The following is a 15,244-nucleotide window of genomic DNA, read 5'->3' as shown; positions in this document are numbered from 1 at the left end:
GGTTAAGGATACCGCCTGCATTTCGAAAGAACATCCTGGATGGGCCTTTGTCCGATGCGCCCGCGAAGTGGACGGTCCGGCAATCATAGCGTGCGGCGAAACGTCGGAACGCTTGAAGCGGCCGAAGCATCGTTCGATACGGTTGCGCCTTCCTATAATGCGGCAAGGGCCAATGAAGATCGCCGCTCCCAAGCCACCGCGCCTTGCTCGTGCGCGAGGGCGATCGCGCGGCGAAGGACATCGGCGGCCGCATCGTGGCTGTTGTCCGCCCGTTCGGTAATTTCCGCTTGGGCACGCAGCAGCTCGGGAACGAGTATACGCTCGCCACTCGTCTCGCAGCGTCCGATCGCCGCGATCAGCAGATCGTGCGCTTCCGGCCATCGCCCGTCGCGGATCAGGCCACGCGCGAGCGCGAGCGAGAAGGGCGTCGTCAGAAGCTCGTAGCGGGCGGCGCGGAGCCGCGACAGGCTCTCCTCCAACAAGCCGACCGCCGCGCCCGCGTCGCCGCGCGCGACGGCGAGTTCGCCGCGCAGCCCGTCGGTCGCCGCGATATATGGCCCGAGGGCGTTGGTGTCCGCGCAGTCGGCGAAGGCCGCCAATGCCCGCTCCGCCTCCTCGACATCCCCGGCCCACAGGTGGACCGAGAACGACCAGACCAGCGCGATGCAGCGCGTGACCGCATGGTCCAGGCGTTCGGCCTCATGGACCGCCTGCTTCGCCATGTGCAGTGCCTGATCGGCATCGCCGGTGAGCCAGAGCGCGCGGGCAAGCGCGATGGTGGCGCGGTTGCGATGATCGAAGCCGTAGTGGATCGTTCGTTCCCGCTGCGACGGCGCGCTGTTCTTCCGCGAGAGTTCCAGCTCGCGCCGCGCACGCGTCTGATCGCCGGCGAGGTGGTGCGAGATGCCCGACAGCGAATAAGCCACGCCGAGTGCCTCCGGCTCGCCGATCGTGGTGGCTATCCGAACGGCGCGCTCGGCGTGGCCGAACGCATCGGCATAGTCGCCCAGGCGCTCGTGGAAGATGTGCAGCCGACCGAGCAGCCGCAACTCGTTCCAGCTGTCGTCCAGCGTGGAGGCGACCTCGAGTGCTCGCGATAGCGCCGCACCCGCCGCCTGGCTGTTGCCGCGCGTGAACATCAGCGCGGTGCCGAGGGACGCCTGAAGCTCCAGCTCCATCGAAGTGCCGCGTTGCTCGTCCTGGATGATCGACAGCGCCCGGGCGCACCACGTCCGGCACTCGACCAGCGATGACAGGTTGAGGAAGACCGGCGCGCTCGCGGCCGCGAGCAGGACGGCCAGTCTGGCGTCGCCATCCGGGCCGAACGCCCAATCGAGTGCACTGCGGATATTGCCGAGCTGCTGGCGCAGCGCGCGGAGGTCGTGCAGCGCCTCGGCGTCCTGGGCGGCTGCGGCGTCGATTTCGCGGAAATAGAAGCTCGCATGGCGCCGCGCCGTCGCCCTCGCCTCGTCGGCGCCGCGCGCGAGCAGCTTCTCACGCGCATAGGCGCGCGTCATTTCGAGCAAGCGATAGGTGCCCATACCGCGCGCACGCTGCGGCACGACCAGCGATTTGGAGGCGAGTTCGTCGAGTGCGGCGGAGACCTCGTCGGCGCTGATGCGCTCGTCCGCGACGACGTCGAGCGCGGCATCGATCGAGAACAGGCCGACGAACACCGCCAGCCGCGCCAGGACGATCTGCTCGACGCCGGACAGCAGATCGTAGCTCCAGTCGAGCGTCGCTTGCAGGGTCTGCTGGCGCGGCGTCGCGGTGCGGTGCCCATGCCAGCCGAGGCTGAACCGATCGCCCAGCAGGCGCGCGGTCGCCTCGATCCCGTGCGTCGCCGCGCGCACGGCGGTCAGCTCGATCGGGAGCGCCATGCCGTCCAGCCGACGGCACATGCCCGCGATCAGGCGCGCCGCCGCCTCATCGAGCTGAAGTGTGCTGTCGCCCGCCAGCGCGCGCTCGCAGAAAAGCTGGATAGCGGGGTAGGACAGGAGCTGTTCGCGGCCGAGGCTCTCGGGATGCTCGGGATAGGCGAGGGCGTCGAGACGGTGGACGTGCTCGCCGCGAATCCGCATCGGCTCGCGCGATGTCGCGAGAATGCGCGCGCCCGGTGCGGCCGCGACAATGCGCTCCACGATCGCCGACACCGGCTCGATCACATGCTCGCAATTGTCGAGCAGCAGCAGCACTTTCTTGTCGCGGATGTGGCCGAGAATGACGGCGAGCGGATCGTCGCTTTGCACCGCGATCATCATCGCCCCGGCGATCATCTGCGCGACGAGCGCCGGATCTTCGAGCTGGCTGAAATCGACGAAGGTGACCTGATCGCCGAATTCCGGCCCAAGGCGGTGGGCGATCTCGACCGCGAGCGTGGTCTTGCCGACCCCGGCGGGGCCGACGATCGTGAACAACGGCGTGCCGACGATCCGCTGCGTGAGGAGCGCAAGATCGGTGTCGCGCCCTATCAGATGCGGCAGGCGTGCGGGCATGTTGATGGTGGTCGGCGCGGGCCGCGACGGAGCGGCGACCGCGGCGGGAACGGCAGCCGCATGCGACGGTGACACCGCCTCCACCGGCGCCACGAAGGCGTAGCCGACGCCGACCTGGGTCGCGATATAGCGCGCGCCGTTCTCACCCCCGCCGAGCAGCTTGCGCAAGCCCGCCATGTGAAAGCGCAGGCTGCCGTCCTCGACCACGACATCGGACCAGACGCGCTTGAGCAACTCGCGCTTCGACAGCACCCGCCCCGGTTGCTCGACCAGCGCGGCGAGAAGATCGAACGATCGTCCGCCGATCTCGACCGGCACGCCGTCCCGGGTGAGCAGCCGCTCCGAGGTGGAGAGGCAGAACGGGCCGAAGCGGACCCGCTCGCTGGTTCGGCCGTGCTCGGGCATCGGTCAGGCGCTACCGTCGTCCGACGGAAAATCGGTCGAGATGCTGAGCGCCCGCCACGCCGTCAATTCTTCCAGCCGGGCGCGATCGCCACGCTCGAGCGCGGCGACCGCATCCGAGCCGAGCGGCAGGCGCAAGGGCGGTGCGTTGGACGCGACGATCTCGAGAATGGCTCGGGCGCCGCGGCTCGGGTCGCCCGGCTGGTGGCCGTCATACGCCTGCTGCATGCGTGCCGCCTTGCCCACCACCGCGTCATATTCGGGGCGGCCGCTGTCGAGGCTGGTCGATGCGCCCGCGAAGTCGGTGCGAAAGCCGCCCGGTTCGATGATGGTGACGCGTACGCCGATCGACGCCATCTCTTGCGCCAGCACTTCGGAAAAACCCTCCACGCCCCACTTCGCGGCGGAATAGGGCGCGCGGCCGGGGGCGCCCAGGCGACCCCCCACCGAGGAGAATTGCACGATATGCCCGCTGCGGCGTTCGCGCATATGGGGAATTACCGCCTTGGTCATGATGATGGTGCCGAACAAATTGGTTTCGATCTGCTCGCGAAAGGACTCGATCGACGTATCCTCGACCGAGCCGACATTGCCGTAGCCGGCGTTGTTCACGAGCACGTCGAGGCCGCCGAACGTGCGAATGGCGGTCGCGACCGCGGCCAGCGCCTGCGCTTCGTTGGTGACGTCCAGCGCGGCGGTGCCGAGCTGGCCCGGCCGCCGCGCCGCCAACGACTGAAGCTGACCGGGATCACGCGCGGTTGCGAGGAGATTGTCGCCCGATTCGAGGACGGCTTCACACAGCGCCCGACCGAAGCCGCGAGAGCTGCCGGTAATCAACCACGTTCGTGCCATGCTTTGCCCTTCCATGTGAGGTATGAATGTTTTGGAACGTCCGTTCAAGCCCGAGCTGTCATCCGAAGGTGAAGACATAGGCGCGCACGCCGGGCCGGGTGAACGCGACCGTCACGGTGCGATCGGCGATGACGCCGGCCATACGAACGAGCTGGTACAGCCGGTCTTGTCGAACTTCGCCCCAACCAGCCGCATCGACATCGGCACCGTGGCTAGCGCCCGGCGGGGCGCCGTCGATGAGAACCCGGAAGCGGACCGGCTGGCCGTCCGCCGCGCCGCCGAGCACCAGATGAAGATCCCGCGCGTGGAAGCGATAGCGGATCGCACCCGTCGGGTCGCCCAGAGTGGCGAACTCGCGTCCGATCGACCATGCACCGGCAAGATCCCAATGGTTCGGCAATAGGCTCGCCGCCGGTTGGTAGCGGTGCGCGACGTCGCGCCGGAGCCCGTCCGGCGACTCGAAATCTCCGGCTTTGGCATAGCCGAGGTAGGATTCGGGCGAGCGGAGGTTTTTCCAATCGGCTTCGGCCTGTATCCCCGTCCCGGCCGGCGGGGCAGGCCTGATGCCGGAGACGTCTTGGCCCGCTTCGGTCAGCAGCGTGCGGATGAGCAGTTCGGCCTCGTCATAATGGCCCTCGCCGAGCCGATAGCCGCGGATCGCGCCCTTGGCGTCGATGAAGTAGAAGCCGGGCCAGCCCTCGTTCCCGAACCGCTGCCATGTCGCGTAGTGATTGTCCTGCACGTTGGGATAGCGCACGTCGAGGTCGCGCAACGCGGCGCGCACCTTGGCCGAATCCTTTTCGAACGCGAATTCGGGCGCGTGCACGCCGATGACGACCAGCCCCTTGTCGCGGTAGCGCTGGTCCCACGCGCGCAGTGCCGGGAGCGCCCGCAGCGAGTTGATGCAGGAATAGGTCCAGAAATTCACCACCACGACCTTGCCGCGCAGCGCCGCCACGCCGCCCGGAACGGCGGTGAGCCACGGCTCCGCTTCGGACAGGGCCGATAGCGGCTGCGCTGATGCGTCCGCGGGTGCGGCGGCGATCGCCGACTGCACCGGCAGCGGCTTGGCGGCGACCAGTTGCAGCGCCTCCCCGCAGCACACCGCCGTGGTGACGCCGGCGACCAGAACGGCGGCCGCCGCGAAGGTGAAGGAGCGGATCCTGAACATGACCGTTTCTCTCGCGCTGTCGGCCTCGGCCGGGTTGGTCCGCACGTTAGGCGTGGCGGGCGGCAATCCGGTGTTAGTCGTCGCGCGCACGCTGTTAGACACTGAAAGGTCCGTCTCCGGTCGCGCGGGCCATCACCGTCTAACGCCGGATCACTGGCGATAACGGGCATCGCGCCGCCATCCCGCTACTTCGGGTTCGACCGGGTCGATCCGGGGCAGGGAGACGGCAAATGCTCGAAGACCTCATGACAACGCGCCGCACGTTCATGGCGAGCGCGGCGGCGGCGGGAGCGGCGGGGGCGCTGCCCGCGATGCTCCGCGCCGAGGCCGGCGGCACGGCGATCCGTCCGTTCAAGGTGGCGGTCCCGCCCGCCGAGGTCGATGGAATGAAGCGGCGCATCGCCGACACGCGCTGGGCGGACACGCAGCCGGCGCCTGATGATGGGCAGGGCGTGCGCCGCCAGACGATCGAGCCGCTGTTACGCTATTGGGGCGGCGCGTACGACTGGCGCAAGATCGAGGCGCGGCTCAACGCGCTGCCGATGTTCATCACCGAGATCGACGGTCTCGACATCCACTTCATCCACGTTCGCTCGCGCCACGACCATGCCCTGCCGATGATCCTGACGCACGGCTGGCCGGGCTCGGTGCTGGAATTCCTCAAGGTGATCGGGCCGCTGACCGACCCGACCGCGCACGGCGGCAAGGCCGAGGACGCCTTCCACCTCGTGATTCCCTCGATTCCCGGCTTCGGCTTCTCGGCCCGGCCGACCACAATCGGCTGGGGTTCGGATCGCACGGCGCGCGCCTGGGCGACGCTGATGCGGCGGCTCGGCTATGCGAAATATGTTTCGCAAGGCGGTGACTGCGGTTCGGTCATCTCGCAGCGTATGGCGTTGCAGAAGGTGCCGGGGTTGCTCGCCATCCACCTCAACATGCCCGCCGTCGTGCCGGCCGATATCGCTCGCACGCTCGCGGCCGGAGATCCCGCGCCGGCGACGCTCACGCCCAAGGAGCGCGGTGCGTTCGACCAGCTCGCCGCCTTCTACCGGGACAATGCCGGCTATGCGATCGAGATGAACACCCGGCCGCAGACGATCGGCTATGCGTTGGCCGACTCGCCCGTCGCACTCGCGGCGTGGATGTATGAGAAGATCGCGCAATGGGTGTACGCGAACGGCGATCCGCTGCGCGTGCTGACGCGCGACGAGATCCTCGACGACATCTCGCTTTATTGGCTGACCGGGACTGGCGCGTCGGCGGCGCGGATCTACTGGGAAGACCATAGCAACAACTTCAATGCGCGCGGCGTGATCGACCTGCCCGTCGCGGTGAGCGTCTTTCCGGGCGAGATCTTCCGCGCGCCCCGGAGCTGGGCCGAGCGCGCCTACACCAACCTCTTCTACTTCAACGAAGCGCGCGGCGGCGGCCATTTCGCCGCATGGGAGCAGCCCGCGATCTTCGCCGACGAGGTGCGCGCCGCCTTCCGATCGATCCGCTGACCGATCCTTTACGCAGTATCAGGAGACAGACCATGTCCGACACCAAGACGCTCTACACCGCCAACGTCCATGTCACCGGCGGACGCGACGGCGCCGCGCGGAGTTCCGACGGCCGGCTCGATCTCACGCTGTCGGTGCCAGGCGGGCCGGGGCAGGGCACCAATCCCGAGCAATTGTTCGCGGCCGGCTGGTCGGCCTGTTTCGAGGGCGCGATGGCGCACGCCGCGCGCGCCAAGGGCATCGCGCTTCCGCGCGATCTCGCGATCGATGCCGAGGTGAGCCTGCGTCAGGGCGAGGACGGCTATTCGCTCGGCGCCCGGCTGACCGTCCGCGCGCCGGGGCTCGACGCGGATGTCGCGCGCCAGCTCATCGACACCGCCCACCGCACCTGCCCCTATTCGAAGGCGATCAAGGGCAACATCGACGCCGTCGTCACACTCGCCTGACCGTTCCCGAAAGGAAAACGCCATGAAAACGTTCCTCGCCGGCGGGCTCGCGCTCGCCGCGGCCCTCATCGCGCCTACCGCGCAGGCGCAGGCGCCTGCCAAGCCCATCATCGTGCTCGTCCACGGCGCCTTCGCGGACTCGTCGAGCTGGAACGGGGTGATCCCGATCCTGCGCAGAGACGGCTATTTCGTGATCGCGATGGAAAACCCGCTGCGCGGGGTGCGCAGCGACGCGGCCGAGATCACGAGCGTCGTCTCGCGCCTGAAGGGGCGGGTCGTGCTGGTCGGCCATTCCTATGGCGGTTCGGTCATCAGCGCCGTCGCGACCGGTGCGGCCAACGTCAAGGCACTGGTCTATGTCAGCGCCTTCGCGCCCGACGCGGGCGAGACCGCGCTCGGGCTGAGCGGCAAGTTCCCCGGCAGCACGCTCGCCGGCGCGCTCGCGCCAGCCGTACCGCTACCGGGTGGCGGCAAGAACCTCTACATCGTGCAGGGCAAGTTCCCCGCGCAGTTCGCCGCCGACGTCGACCCGGCACGGGCATATCTGATGTCGGTCGGACAGCGCCCGATCGCGGCGGGCGCGCTCACCGAGCCGTCGCCCCGGCCGGGCTGGAAGCGCATCCCGTCCTACTTCGTCTATGGCGACCGTGACCGGAACATCCCGCCCGCCGCGCTCGGCTTCATGGCGGCGCGTGCGCACGCCCGGCAGACGGTGGTCGTGAAGGGCGCGTCGCATGTCGTCATGGTTTCGCATCCGGGCGAGGTCGCGCAGGTGATCGAACGCGCCGCCGCGACCCGCTGACGCGCCGCGCCGGCGGCTTACCTTCCGCCGGCGCGCACGTTCAGGGTCGGCGCTGCCTCCAATCCTAGCCGACCATTTGCGTTCGTTCAGCGCGCGTAATCGGTGAAAACCAGATCCGCGGACTTCGGCAGTTTCGTGTGACAGGCGACGCACGAGCGGGTGAGTGTCTCGTCACGATTGGCCTCGCCGCCCTCGAACTGGCCGTAGCCCCAGCCACCGCTTGAGGCATAGCGCCTCGCGTCCTTCACGCTCACCTGTACGTTGGTCGGCGCGCCGGCAACGAAGGACTGCGGGGCCGGGAACACGGCGTCGTTGCGTGGCGACGATTGGTAGCGCCACGCGAGACGAACGATCGTCGCCCCGTCCGGGAACGGGCGGGTGCCGGCGCGAAAGGCTTTCACGGCGATGTCGTTGCCGAGGATCGCGCGGATATCGTTGGTCTTGCCGTTCTCCTGAGCGACGCTGATGAGCTTCCAGTCCCGGTAGCCGGGCGGTAGCCTTACCCCATAGACGGGCGACGCCTCGGCGGGGTCGGCCGGTCGTGCCGCAACCCTCGGGAGCGCGACCGCGAGGAACAGCGCCGCGACCGCGCCGAGCGCTGGTCGCGCGGCGATCATGCCAGTCGCGCCACATCGAGGACGGCGCGCGCGAAGGCGGCCGGCGCCTCCTGCGGGAGGTTGTGGCCGATCCCGCCGGTTATGCGCCGGTGCGCATACGGGCCGGTGAACTTCGCGCGGTAATTCGCGGCCTCAGGGTGCGGCGCGCCATTGGCATCGCCTTCCATCGTGATCGCCGGGATCGACACCGCCGGCGCAGCGGCGAGCTTCGCCTCCGCCGCGTCATATTTCGCCTCGCCCTCGGCAAGCCCAAGCCGCCAACGGTAATTGTGGATCACGATGTCGACATGATCCGGGTTGGCGAAGGAAGCGGCGGAGCGTTGATACGTGGCATCGTCGAATGCCCATTTCGGCGACGCCAGCTCCCAGATCTGCCGGTTGAAGGCGTTGGTGTTGGCGGCATAGCCGTTCTTGCCGCGCTCGGTCGCGAAGTAGAATTGATACCACCACTGCAATTCCTGCCTTGGCGGCAACGGCTTGGCGCCGGCGGCCCGGCTACCGATCAGATAGCCGCTGACCGAAACAAGCGCCTTGCAGCGCTCCGGCCAGAGCACTGCCAAAATGTCGGCGGTGCGGCCGCCCCAATCGAATCCGGCGACGATCGCCTGTTTGATGCGGAGCGCGTCCATGAGCGTGATGGCGTCGGTCGCCAGGGCGGTCGGCTGCGCGTTGCGGACGATCTCGGGCGACCGCAGCAGCGTGGTACCATAGCCGCGCAGATGCGGAACCACGACGCGGTAACCCCTCGCGACCAGCAGCGGCACCACCTCCGCGAAGCTGTGGATGTCGTAGGGCCAGCCGTGGAAGAGCATGACCACCGGCCCATTCGCCGGCCCCACGTCGACATAGCCGACATTGAGATCGCCGGCGTCGATCTGCTTCACCGGCCCAAGCGCGGGCGCGGAACGAGCGACGGCGCGGCGCGGGGGGCTCGCCGTCCGCGCGTTCGCAGCGCCGCCGAGCAACGCGGTGGCACCCGCGGCGGCGGCGGTGACGAAGTTTCGCCGACCCGTGTCGATGGCGTCGGTCGTGGCGATGTCCATGGCGGTTCCTCCTGACTATGCGGTGGTGCCGGAATAGCGCGGCGCGCGCGCACGTACCCGTTAGGCGCTGTTATGCGCCGTCAGCCTCCCGCCGCACCCGCGTCTGCGCGCCACGGGGAACATGAGCTAACACCCTCTAACTGGCATCCAGGGCCGTGCTGGTGATGATGAACGGATCGTCCGTCCGCAATCCTTCGGGCCGGCTTTGTAGATGGGAATGACATGCCCCAACCCAGCCTTGCGATGGCGCGGCACGTCCGCGACGCCGAGAACGCCTGGAACAGGCGCGATCTTGACGCGATCGTGTTCGGCAACACCATTGATTGCCACTGGCGTGACCGCGTCCACTTCCTGTGGGGGCGCGAGCAGATCCGCGCTCATGCGCAGCGCCAGGTCTGCCGCGAGATCGACGCGCGCGTGCTCCTGGAAGGCTGGGCCGAAGGGGTGGGACGCCTGTCGCTTCGCTTCGCCCGCGAGTTTCGCGATGACGGCGGAACGTGGTTCCGCGTTTATGGCAGCGAAGACCTTCAGTTGGATGCCGCCGGCCTCGTCACGCGCCGCCTGACCGCGGCCAACGAACTGCCGATCGCGGAGTACGAGCGCGCGCTGCGTTGGCCGGCCGGTGCGCGCCCGGACGACCACCCGACTTTGTCCGAGCTGGGTTTCTGATCCCTCAGGCGGCAGCGCCAAATTCGAGTCCGCGCGTTTCGGGAAGTAGCGCCACTGCGATCAGTACGAGGCTGTAGGAAAACGCTACATACAGCCCGATCGCGGGCGCGATGCCGAACGCGGCGATGCTTGCCCCGATAGCCAGTGGCCCCGCGCCTGCGAGACCCCGGCCGACGTTGTAGCAGAAGCCGAGCCCGGAGCCTCGCAGCCGGGTCGGGAACAGTTCGGTCAGCACCGGGGTGATCGCGCTGTAAAGGCCGAGTGCGAACAGGCCGATCACGGCGTTCAGGGCAAGGAAAGCGAAGGCCGGGAGCGGCAGGAAGGTGGCGGCGAGCACCGCCGCGATGCCACCGACCGCGAAGGTGGCGAGCGTCAGCCTGCGACCGGCGCGATCGCCGAGCCAGCCGCCAAGAAGGTAACCGGCGAACGAGCCGCCGATGAGGGTGGCCACGTGCGATGTCGCCTGTGCCGCCGTCATCGCGTGTTCGAGGCGGAGCATGGTCGGCCACCAAGTCGCCAGCGCCCAGTAACCGCCATGCGTGCCGGTCGCGAGGATGCTGCCGCGCAGGGTGCGTCCGCGCGTAACGCTTGAGAAGATCGCATGCCAGTCGCCCTCGGCCTGCGGACTAGAGAAGCTCGGCGTCTCGTCGAGGCGGGTGCGAAGCCAGTACACCCAAGCGGCCGGTAGCAGCCCGACGAAAAAGGTGGCCCGCCAGCCGAGCTCGGGAGGTAGGCGCCAGAGCGCCACCGCCGTTACGACCGCGGCAATCGCCCAGCCGAGTGCCCAAGCGCTCTGAACGGAGCCCGTAACGCGCCCGCGTGTCGCAGGCGCGGCAACCTCGGCGATGAAGACCGCGCCCACCGCCCATTCGGCACCAAACCCGACGCCCTGGACGATCCGGGCGAGCAGCAGTTCGTCGTAGGAGCGGGCGAGACCACATACCGCGCTCGATATCGCGAGCCACAGGATCGTGAGCCGGAGCACCCGTACCCGTCCGATCCGATCGGAGACCATGCCGGCGACCCAGCCGCCAATCGCGCCGGAGAGCAGCGCGGCGGTGGCGAGGACGCCCGCGCGCGACGGGGACATATGCCAGAGGATGAGCAGCACGGGCAGGACGAAGGCGTAGAGCTGCACGTTCATGGCATCGAGGATGAACCCGCCATAGGTGCTCCAGACGGCACGCCGTCCCTCCGCGTCCAGATCGCGATACCAGCGCGGGCTCATGCGGCCCATGCGTCTGCCTCGATCCGGCGCGAGATCGAGATGTTCCGCAGGAACGGCTCGTCATGACTGACGACGAGCAGCGCACCGTCGTAAGCTTGCAGCGCGGTTTCGATCGCGGCGATCGAGTCCAGGTCGAGATGGTTGGTCGGCTCGTCGAGGATCAGCAGTTCGGGCGGCTGATCGGCGCCGAGGCGACAGGCGAGCCCCGCGCGCAGCATCTGACCTCCGCTCAGCGTGCCGACCTGCTGGAGCGCGGCATCGGCCCGGAACAGAAAGCCGGCGAGGGTGGCGCGGCACGCATTCTCGGTCGCGCCTGGATTCAGGTGCTTGAAATTCTCGAGGATCGTCGCGTCGGGATCGAGGAACGCGACCTGCTGGTCGACCATCGCCATGGTCGCGGCGACGTGGATATTCCCGGAAAAAGGGGCGAGTTCACCGCCGATGAGCTTCAGGAGCGTCGTCTTGCCCGATCCGTTGGACCCGACGATCGCGATCCGATCCGGCCCCACAATCGACAGGTTGAAGCGCCGGACTATCGGTGCTGCCGGATCATAGCCGCCCGACACACCCGCCATCGATAGCACCGTTCGGCCGGCGGGAAGGTTGGTCGAGGGGAGCACGATCGAGAGCTTCTGCAATCTCTCGACGCGTTCGTGGGCGGCCGCGACCGCCGCGTCCGCCTGAGCCGACAGCCTTTCAGCCAAGCGAATATTATTGCCGCGGGTCGCCTCGGCCGCGTTCTTGCGCGCGCCCAGCAGGATGCGGGGCATGTCCCCTTTCGCTGCCTTGCGGGCGCCCGCGGCCTCTCGCCTCAACTGTCGCTCTTTCGCTGTACGCGCGTCGCGCTCGGCCGTGGCCCGCTGCTTCTGAGCGTGAGCGAGATCCTGCGCGGCGGCACTGAGTTCTACCGCCTTTCGCGCCTGGTACTGGGTCCAATTGCCACCGTAACGGGAAGCGCCCAAGCTGGTCATCTCGACGATGGCGTCCACACGGTCGAGGAGTTCGCGGTCGTGGCTGACGATGATGAGCCCGGCTTTCCAGTTTTCCACCAATCGCGCGACCGCATCACGACCCGCACGGTCGAGATTGTTGGTCGGCTCGTCGAGCAGGAGGAAGTCAGGACTCGCGAAAATGGCCGCCGCGAGCAGCGCCCTGGTGCGCTGACCGCCGGAGAGCGCCGCCAGCGGGGTGGAGATGCCCACATCCAGATCAACCTGCGCCAAAGCGTCGCAGACTCGCTCCTCCAACGTCCAGTCCGCGACCGCTAGATCATCGAGCGTTGCCGTGCCGGTCTCGGCACGCCGTAGGACGGCAAGCGCCTCGGTGAGGCCGAACAGCTCCGCGATGGTCGCGCATTCTTCCGCGCTGACCCGCTGCCGCATCAGCCGGACGGTCCCGTCGATGCTCACGCGTCCAGCGGTCGGTGTCAGGTCGTGAGACAGGATATGGAACAACGTCGTCTTGCCCACGCCATTGCGCCCGACCAGCCCGACCCGCTCCCGCGAAAAGCTGAGATCGAGCCCGCTGAAAACGGCGCGTCCGTCAGGGGTCGCCCAGGCAAGGTCAGATAGGCTAATCGAAGGCATGGAGATCATCGAAAGTAAACGGCACGGTTTCGTGTCGTTAACAGTGAATAGCGAAATGGACAAGGTGTGGAGGCCGTTGGCGTGATCGAACGTGCAAGCGGTGGACGCCCGACCCAGGCCGAGGCCGCTGCGCGCAGCGAAGCCCTGCTCGATACCGCGCGCGCACTGTTCTCCGAGAAGGGCTATGCCGGAACCACGATCGACGAGGTCGCAACGGTGTTGCGATCGTCCAAGCACACGATCTACCGGCGCTATGCCAACAAGCTCGTTTTGCTGGAGGCGGTGGTCGACCGCGACGTAGAACGCTTCCGGGCGGCGTTGATCGAAGCCGCTCGTACCGAGGCGGACCCGCTCCTGAAGCTGCGAGCTGTCGCGCGTACCTATTTCGGCTTCTCGGCGTCGCCGGGCTACGCAACGCTCTATATCGCGATCGCGCTGGAGGCCGGCCGGTCCGATCATCTGCGGGCCAAGCTTCGTCTGTGGTCCGCCGCCGCGCTCGAACCTATGTGCGACGGGATCAGGGCTGCCGCACCCGAACAGGGGTGGGATCTCGATCAGGCCATGAATATCGCCGAGATCCTGATCGACCTGCTCGACGGCGCCGCCAGCCGCTCTAAATGGTCCGACTCACCGCACTGGGAACCGGATGCCGTGTTCGAGATGCGTTGGCAGTTGTTCTTGCGCGCGGTCCACCCCTGAAATCAGCCGCCTCGTCATTGCGGCATCGAAATCCGCGCGCGGCATATTGAACAATCGTTCAAATATCCTATCTCAGGTGCATGGCAAGACCAAAGGAATTCGATGAGGATGCGGCGATCGATGCCGCGGTCGGGGTGTTTCGCGAGCATGGCTACGAGGGCACTTCGGCACAGATGCTCGTCGATGCCATGGGGATCGGGCGGCAGAGCCTCTACAACACATTCGGTGACAAATGGGGGATCTACCGGGCTGCGGTACGCCGTTACGGACTCTGCGAGACGAACGCACACCGCGAGGCACTCGCCAGCCGGCCCGCAGCGATCGACGGCATACGCGCAATGCTGGAGAGGGGCGTCGGCGAAGCGGAGCGGGGGTGTCTGGGCGTCGGCTCGATCGTCGAGTTCGGCCAGCTTCACGCCGAGTTGACCGAAATCCGCACCGCGATCGGCGGCGCTCTGCGGGATCTACTCATCCGCACGGTCGAGCGCGGACAGGCTGAGGGTGATATCGCGATCGATCTCGATCCGGCAACGATCGCGACCTTCATCGTCGCGTCGATCGCTGGACTCCGTATCGCCGCGCGCGGCGGTGCCTCGCCCGAGCATCTCGCCGCTCTGGTCGACCTCGCACTACGCGCGCTGCGCTAATTTTTATCGTGTTTTGGAATGATCGTTCAAGGAGTTTGAGATGAAAGCAGTCACGTTGAACGGGGCAGGCGGCGCCGAGGTAATGCGCTATGCCGACGTGCCCGAACCCGTCGCGGGCCCTGGCCACGTGATGGTCGAGGTCGCGGCGGCCGGCGTGAACTTCATGGATATTGGCGCGCGGCGCGGTTTGGTCGGCGGCGGGTATAAGCCGACGATCCTCGGCGTTGAAGGTGCCGGGCGCGTGCTCGACGTCGGCCCCGGCGTGGTGGACTTTCGCGTGGGCGACCGGGTGGCGTGGGTGTTCGCGCCCTCAAGCTATGCCGAGCGGGTCGCGGTGCCCGCCGATTCGCTCGTGCGGGTGCCGGACGATATCGCCGATGTCACGGCTGCGTCGCTGATGATGCAAGGGTTGACGGCCAGCCACTTCGCGACAGATTTTTACCCGGTGAAGCCGGGCGACGTCGCGCTGGTTCATGCGGCTGCGGGCGGGCTGGGACAGATTCTGTCTCAAATCATCAAGTTACGCGGTGGTACGGTGATCGGGCGGGTCTCCAGCGCCGCTAAGATAGATACCGCCAAAGCGGCTGGAGCGGACCACGTCATTGTTGATGGGGAGGGGCGCTTTGCGGATCAGGTCCGCCAGCTCACCGGTGGAGTGGGCGTCGACGTGGTCTATGATGGATCAGGCCCCGTGACGTTCCAGGGGTCGCTTGACGCGCTTCGGCGCTCGGGCACGTTTTGCTGGTATGGTCCGGTGCTCGGCGAGCCAAGCGCCTTCAACCTCATGAGCCTGCCGAGGAGCGTCAAAATCGGGTACGCTGTGTTCTTCGATCACATCCCCACCCCCGAGCTGTTGCGCGAGCGCGCCGCGCGTTTGTTCGGCTGGGTTCGGGACGGCAAGCTGCAGTTGACGCCAGCGACGACATTCGGCTTGGCCGATGCGGCTGTCGCGCATGCGAAGATGGAGAGCCGGGCGACCACAGGCAAGCTGCTTCTCATCCCTTGACGCGCCGCTTGCGTGGCATGGGAGTGGCCCGATGACTGCCGCCGAAATACAGTTTCGAGGGTGGATCGCGCCATCACCG

General features: G+C 67.6%; 14 protein-coding genes. 7 read left to right on the top strand and 7 right to left on the bottom strand.

What is annotated here, in order from left to right; translation table 11 throughout:
• Positions 1-152: 152 nt before the first annotated feature.
• The 3 genes from PX554_RS01260 to PX554_RS01250 are packed head-to-tail and all read right to left on the bottom strand — an operon-like array spanning position 153 to position 4,920.
• The gene (locus tag PX554_RS01260) at positions 153-2,900 is read right to left on the bottom strand and encodes an ATP-binding protein (protein WP_275498272.1); all 2,748 of its coding nucleotides are present in this window, start codon (positions 2,898-2,900) and stop codon (positions 153-155) included.
• Positions 2,901-2,903: 3 nt separating this feature from the next.
• Positions 2,904-3,749: an oxidoreductase gene (locus PX554_RS01255; protein ID WP_275498270.1), complete on the bottom strand. Its 846-nt coding sequence runs from the start codon at positions 3,747-3,749 to the stop codon at positions 2,904-2,906.
• A gap of 58 nt (positions 3,750-3,807) precedes the next feature.
• Positions 3,808-4,920, bottom strand: a complete 1,113-nt coding sequence (locus PX554_RS01250; RefSeq protein ID WP_275498268.1) for a redoxin domain-containing protein — start codon at positions 4,918-4,920, stop codon at positions 3,808-3,810.
• A 230-nt stretch (positions 4,921-5,150) separates the two neighbouring features.
• Between PX554_RS01250 and PX554_RS01245 the strand changes: the two genes are divergently transcribed.
• The 3 genes from PX554_RS01245 to PX554_RS01235 are packed head-to-tail and all read left to right on the top strand — an operon-like array spanning position 5,151 to position 7,670.
• Positions 5,151-6,422 carry an epoxide hydrolase family protein gene (locus PX554_RS01245; protein ID WP_275498266.1) on the top strand — a complete coding sequence of 424 codons (1,272 nt, stop codon included), beginning with the start codon at positions 5,151-5,153 and terminating at the stop codon, positions 6,420-6,422.
• A 32-nt stretch (positions 6,423-6,454) separates the two neighbouring features.
• Positions 6,455-6,868: an organic hydroperoxide resistance protein gene (locus tag PX554_RS01240; protein ID WP_275498265.1), complete on the top strand. Its 414-nt coding sequence runs from the start codon at positions 6,455-6,457 to the stop codon at positions 6,866-6,868.
• Between the two features lie 22 nt (positions 6,869-6,890).
• Complete coding sequence (locus PX554_RS01235) at positions 6,891-7,670, top strand: alpha/beta fold hydrolase (protein WP_275498263.1); 780 nt, start codon at positions 6,891-6,893, stop codon at positions 7,668-7,670.
• 86 nt (positions 7,671-7,756) lie between these two features.
• Here PX554_RS01235 and PX554_RS01230 read toward each other — a convergent pair whose 3' ends face one another.
• The gene (locus PX554_RS01230) at positions 7,757-8,287 is read right to left on the bottom strand and encodes a cytochrome P460 family protein (RefSeq protein WP_275498261.1); all 531 of its coding nucleotides are present in this window, start codon (positions 8,285-8,287) and stop codon (positions 7,757-7,759) included.
• Positions 8,284-9,330: an alpha/beta fold hydrolase gene (locus tag PX554_RS01225; protein WP_275498259.1), complete on the bottom strand. Its 1,047-nt coding sequence runs from the start codon at positions 9,328-9,330 to the stop codon at positions 8,284-8,286. Before PX554_RS01225 ends, PX554_RS01230 begins: the two co-directional genes overlap by 4 nt.
• A 222-nt stretch (positions 9,331-9,552) precedes the next feature.
• On the opposite strand from PX554_RS01225, the gene PX554_RS01220 reads away from it, so the two are divergent.
• Positions 9,553-9,999 (top strand): DUF1348 family protein, encoded by a 447-nt coding sequence (locus PX554_RS01220; RefSeq protein ID WP_275498257.1) that lies wholly within the window; start codon positions 9,553-9,555, stop codon positions 9,997-9,999.
• 4 nt (positions 10,000-10,003) lie between these two features.
• Here the strand turns inward: PX554_RS01220 and PX554_RS01215 are convergent, their stop codons facing one another.
• A complete protein-coding gene (locus PX554_RS01215) occupies positions 10,004-11,236 on the bottom strand; it encodes an MFS transporter (RefSeq protein ID WP_093225373.1) in 1,233 nt (410 codons plus the stop codon).
• Positions 11,224-12,813 (bottom strand): ABC-F family ATP-binding cassette domain-containing protein, encoded by a 1,590-nt coding sequence (locus PX554_RS01210; protein WP_275498254.1) that lies wholly within the window; start codon positions 12,811-12,813, stop codon positions 11,224-11,226. The genes PX554_RS01215 and PX554_RS01210 overlap by 13 nt, the downstream gene beginning before the upstream one ends.
• Before the next feature lie 81 nt (positions 12,814-12,894).
• Between PX554_RS01210 and PX554_RS01205 the strand changes: the two genes are divergently transcribed.
• The 3 genes from PX554_RS01205 to PX554_RS01195 all read left to right on the top strand — a co-directional run bounded on the left by PX554_RS01205 (position 12,895) and on the right by PX554_RS01195 (position 15,165).
• A complete protein-coding gene (locus PX554_RS01205) occupies positions 12,895-13,512 on the top strand; it encodes a TetR/AcrR family transcriptional regulator (protein ID WP_176787197.1) in 618 nt (205 codons plus the stop codon).
• An 80-nt stretch (positions 13,513-13,592) separates the two neighbouring features.
• Positions 13,593-14,159: a TetR/AcrR family transcriptional regulator gene (locus PX554_RS01200; RefSeq protein ID WP_275498251.1), complete on the top strand. Its 567-nt coding sequence runs from the start codon at positions 13,593-13,595 to the stop codon at positions 14,157-14,159.
• 40 nt (positions 14,160-14,199) lie between these two features.
• Positions 14,200-15,165, top strand: a complete 966-nt coding sequence (locus PX554_RS01195; protein WP_275498250.1) for a quinone oxidoreductase family protein — start codon at positions 14,200-14,202, stop codon at positions 15,163-15,165.
• Positions 15,166-15,244 lie beyond the last annotated feature (79 nt).

Source organism: Sphingomonas pollutisoli (assembly GCF_029167165.1).
GTDB lineage: Bacteria > Pseudomonadota > Alphaproteobacteria > Sphingomonadales > Sphingomonadaceae > Sphingomonas > Sphingomonas pollutisoli.
Note: the sequence above shows the minus strand (reverse complement) of the source record. Positions and strands in the feature narration are given on the sequence as shown.

What these genes read in the sequence shown, in the direction of transcription:
- PX554_RS01245 (WP_275498266.1), top strand. Translation starts at nt 5,151, where the DNA reads ATGCTCGAAGACCTCATGACAACGCGCCGCACGTTCATGGCGAGCGCG.
- PX554_RS01215 (WP_093225373.1), bottom strand. Translation starts at nt 11,236, where the DNA reads ATGGGCCGCATGAGCCCGCGCTGGTATCGCGATCTGGACGCGGAGGGA.
- PX554_RS01260 (WP_275498272.1), bottom strand. Translation starts at nt 2,900, where the DNA reads ATGCCCGAGCACGGCCGAACCAGCGAGCGGGTCCGCTTCGGCCCGTTC.
- PX554_RS01255 (WP_275498270.1), bottom strand. Translation starts at nt 3,749, where the DNA reads ATGGCACGAACGTGGTTGATTACCGGCAGCTCTCGCGGCTTCGGTCGG.
- PX554_RS01225 (WP_275498259.1), bottom strand. Translation starts at nt 9,330, where the DNA reads ATGGACATCGCCACGACCGACGCCATCGACACGGGTCGGCGAAACTTC.
- PX554_RS01235 (WP_275498263.1), top strand. Translation starts at nt 6,891, where the DNA reads ATGAAAACGTTCCTCGCCGGCGGGCTCGCGCTCGCCGCGGCCCTCATC.
- PX554_RS01250 (WP_275498268.1), bottom strand. Translation starts at nt 4,920, where the DNA reads ATGTTCAGGATCCGCTCCTTCACCTTCGCGGCGGCCGCCGTTCTGGTC.
- PX554_RS01200 (WP_275498251.1), top strand. Translation starts at nt 13,593, where the DNA reads ATGGCAAGACCAAAGGAATTCGATGAGGATGCGGCGATCGATGCCGCG.
- PX554_RS01230 (WP_275498261.1), bottom strand. Translation starts at nt 8,287, where the DNA reads ATGATCGCCGCGCGACCAGCGCTCGGCGCGGTCGCGGCGCTGTTCCTC.
- PX554_RS01220 (WP_275498257.1), top strand. Translation starts at nt 9,553, where the DNA reads ATGCCCCAACCCAGCCTTGCGATGGCGCGGCACGTCCGCGACGCCGAG.
- PX554_RS01240 (WP_275498265.1), top strand. Translation starts at nt 6,455, where the DNA reads ATGTCCGACACCAAGACGCTCTACACCGCCAACGTCCATGTCACCGGC.
- PX554_RS01195 (WP_275498250.1), top strand. Translation starts at nt 14,200, where the DNA reads ATGAAAGCAGTCACGTTGAACGGGGCAGGCGGCGCCGAGGTAATGCGC.
- PX554_RS01210 (WP_275498254.1), bottom strand. Translation starts at nt 12,813, where the DNA reads ATGCCTTCGATTAGCCTATCTGACCTTGCCTGGGCGACCCCTGACGGA.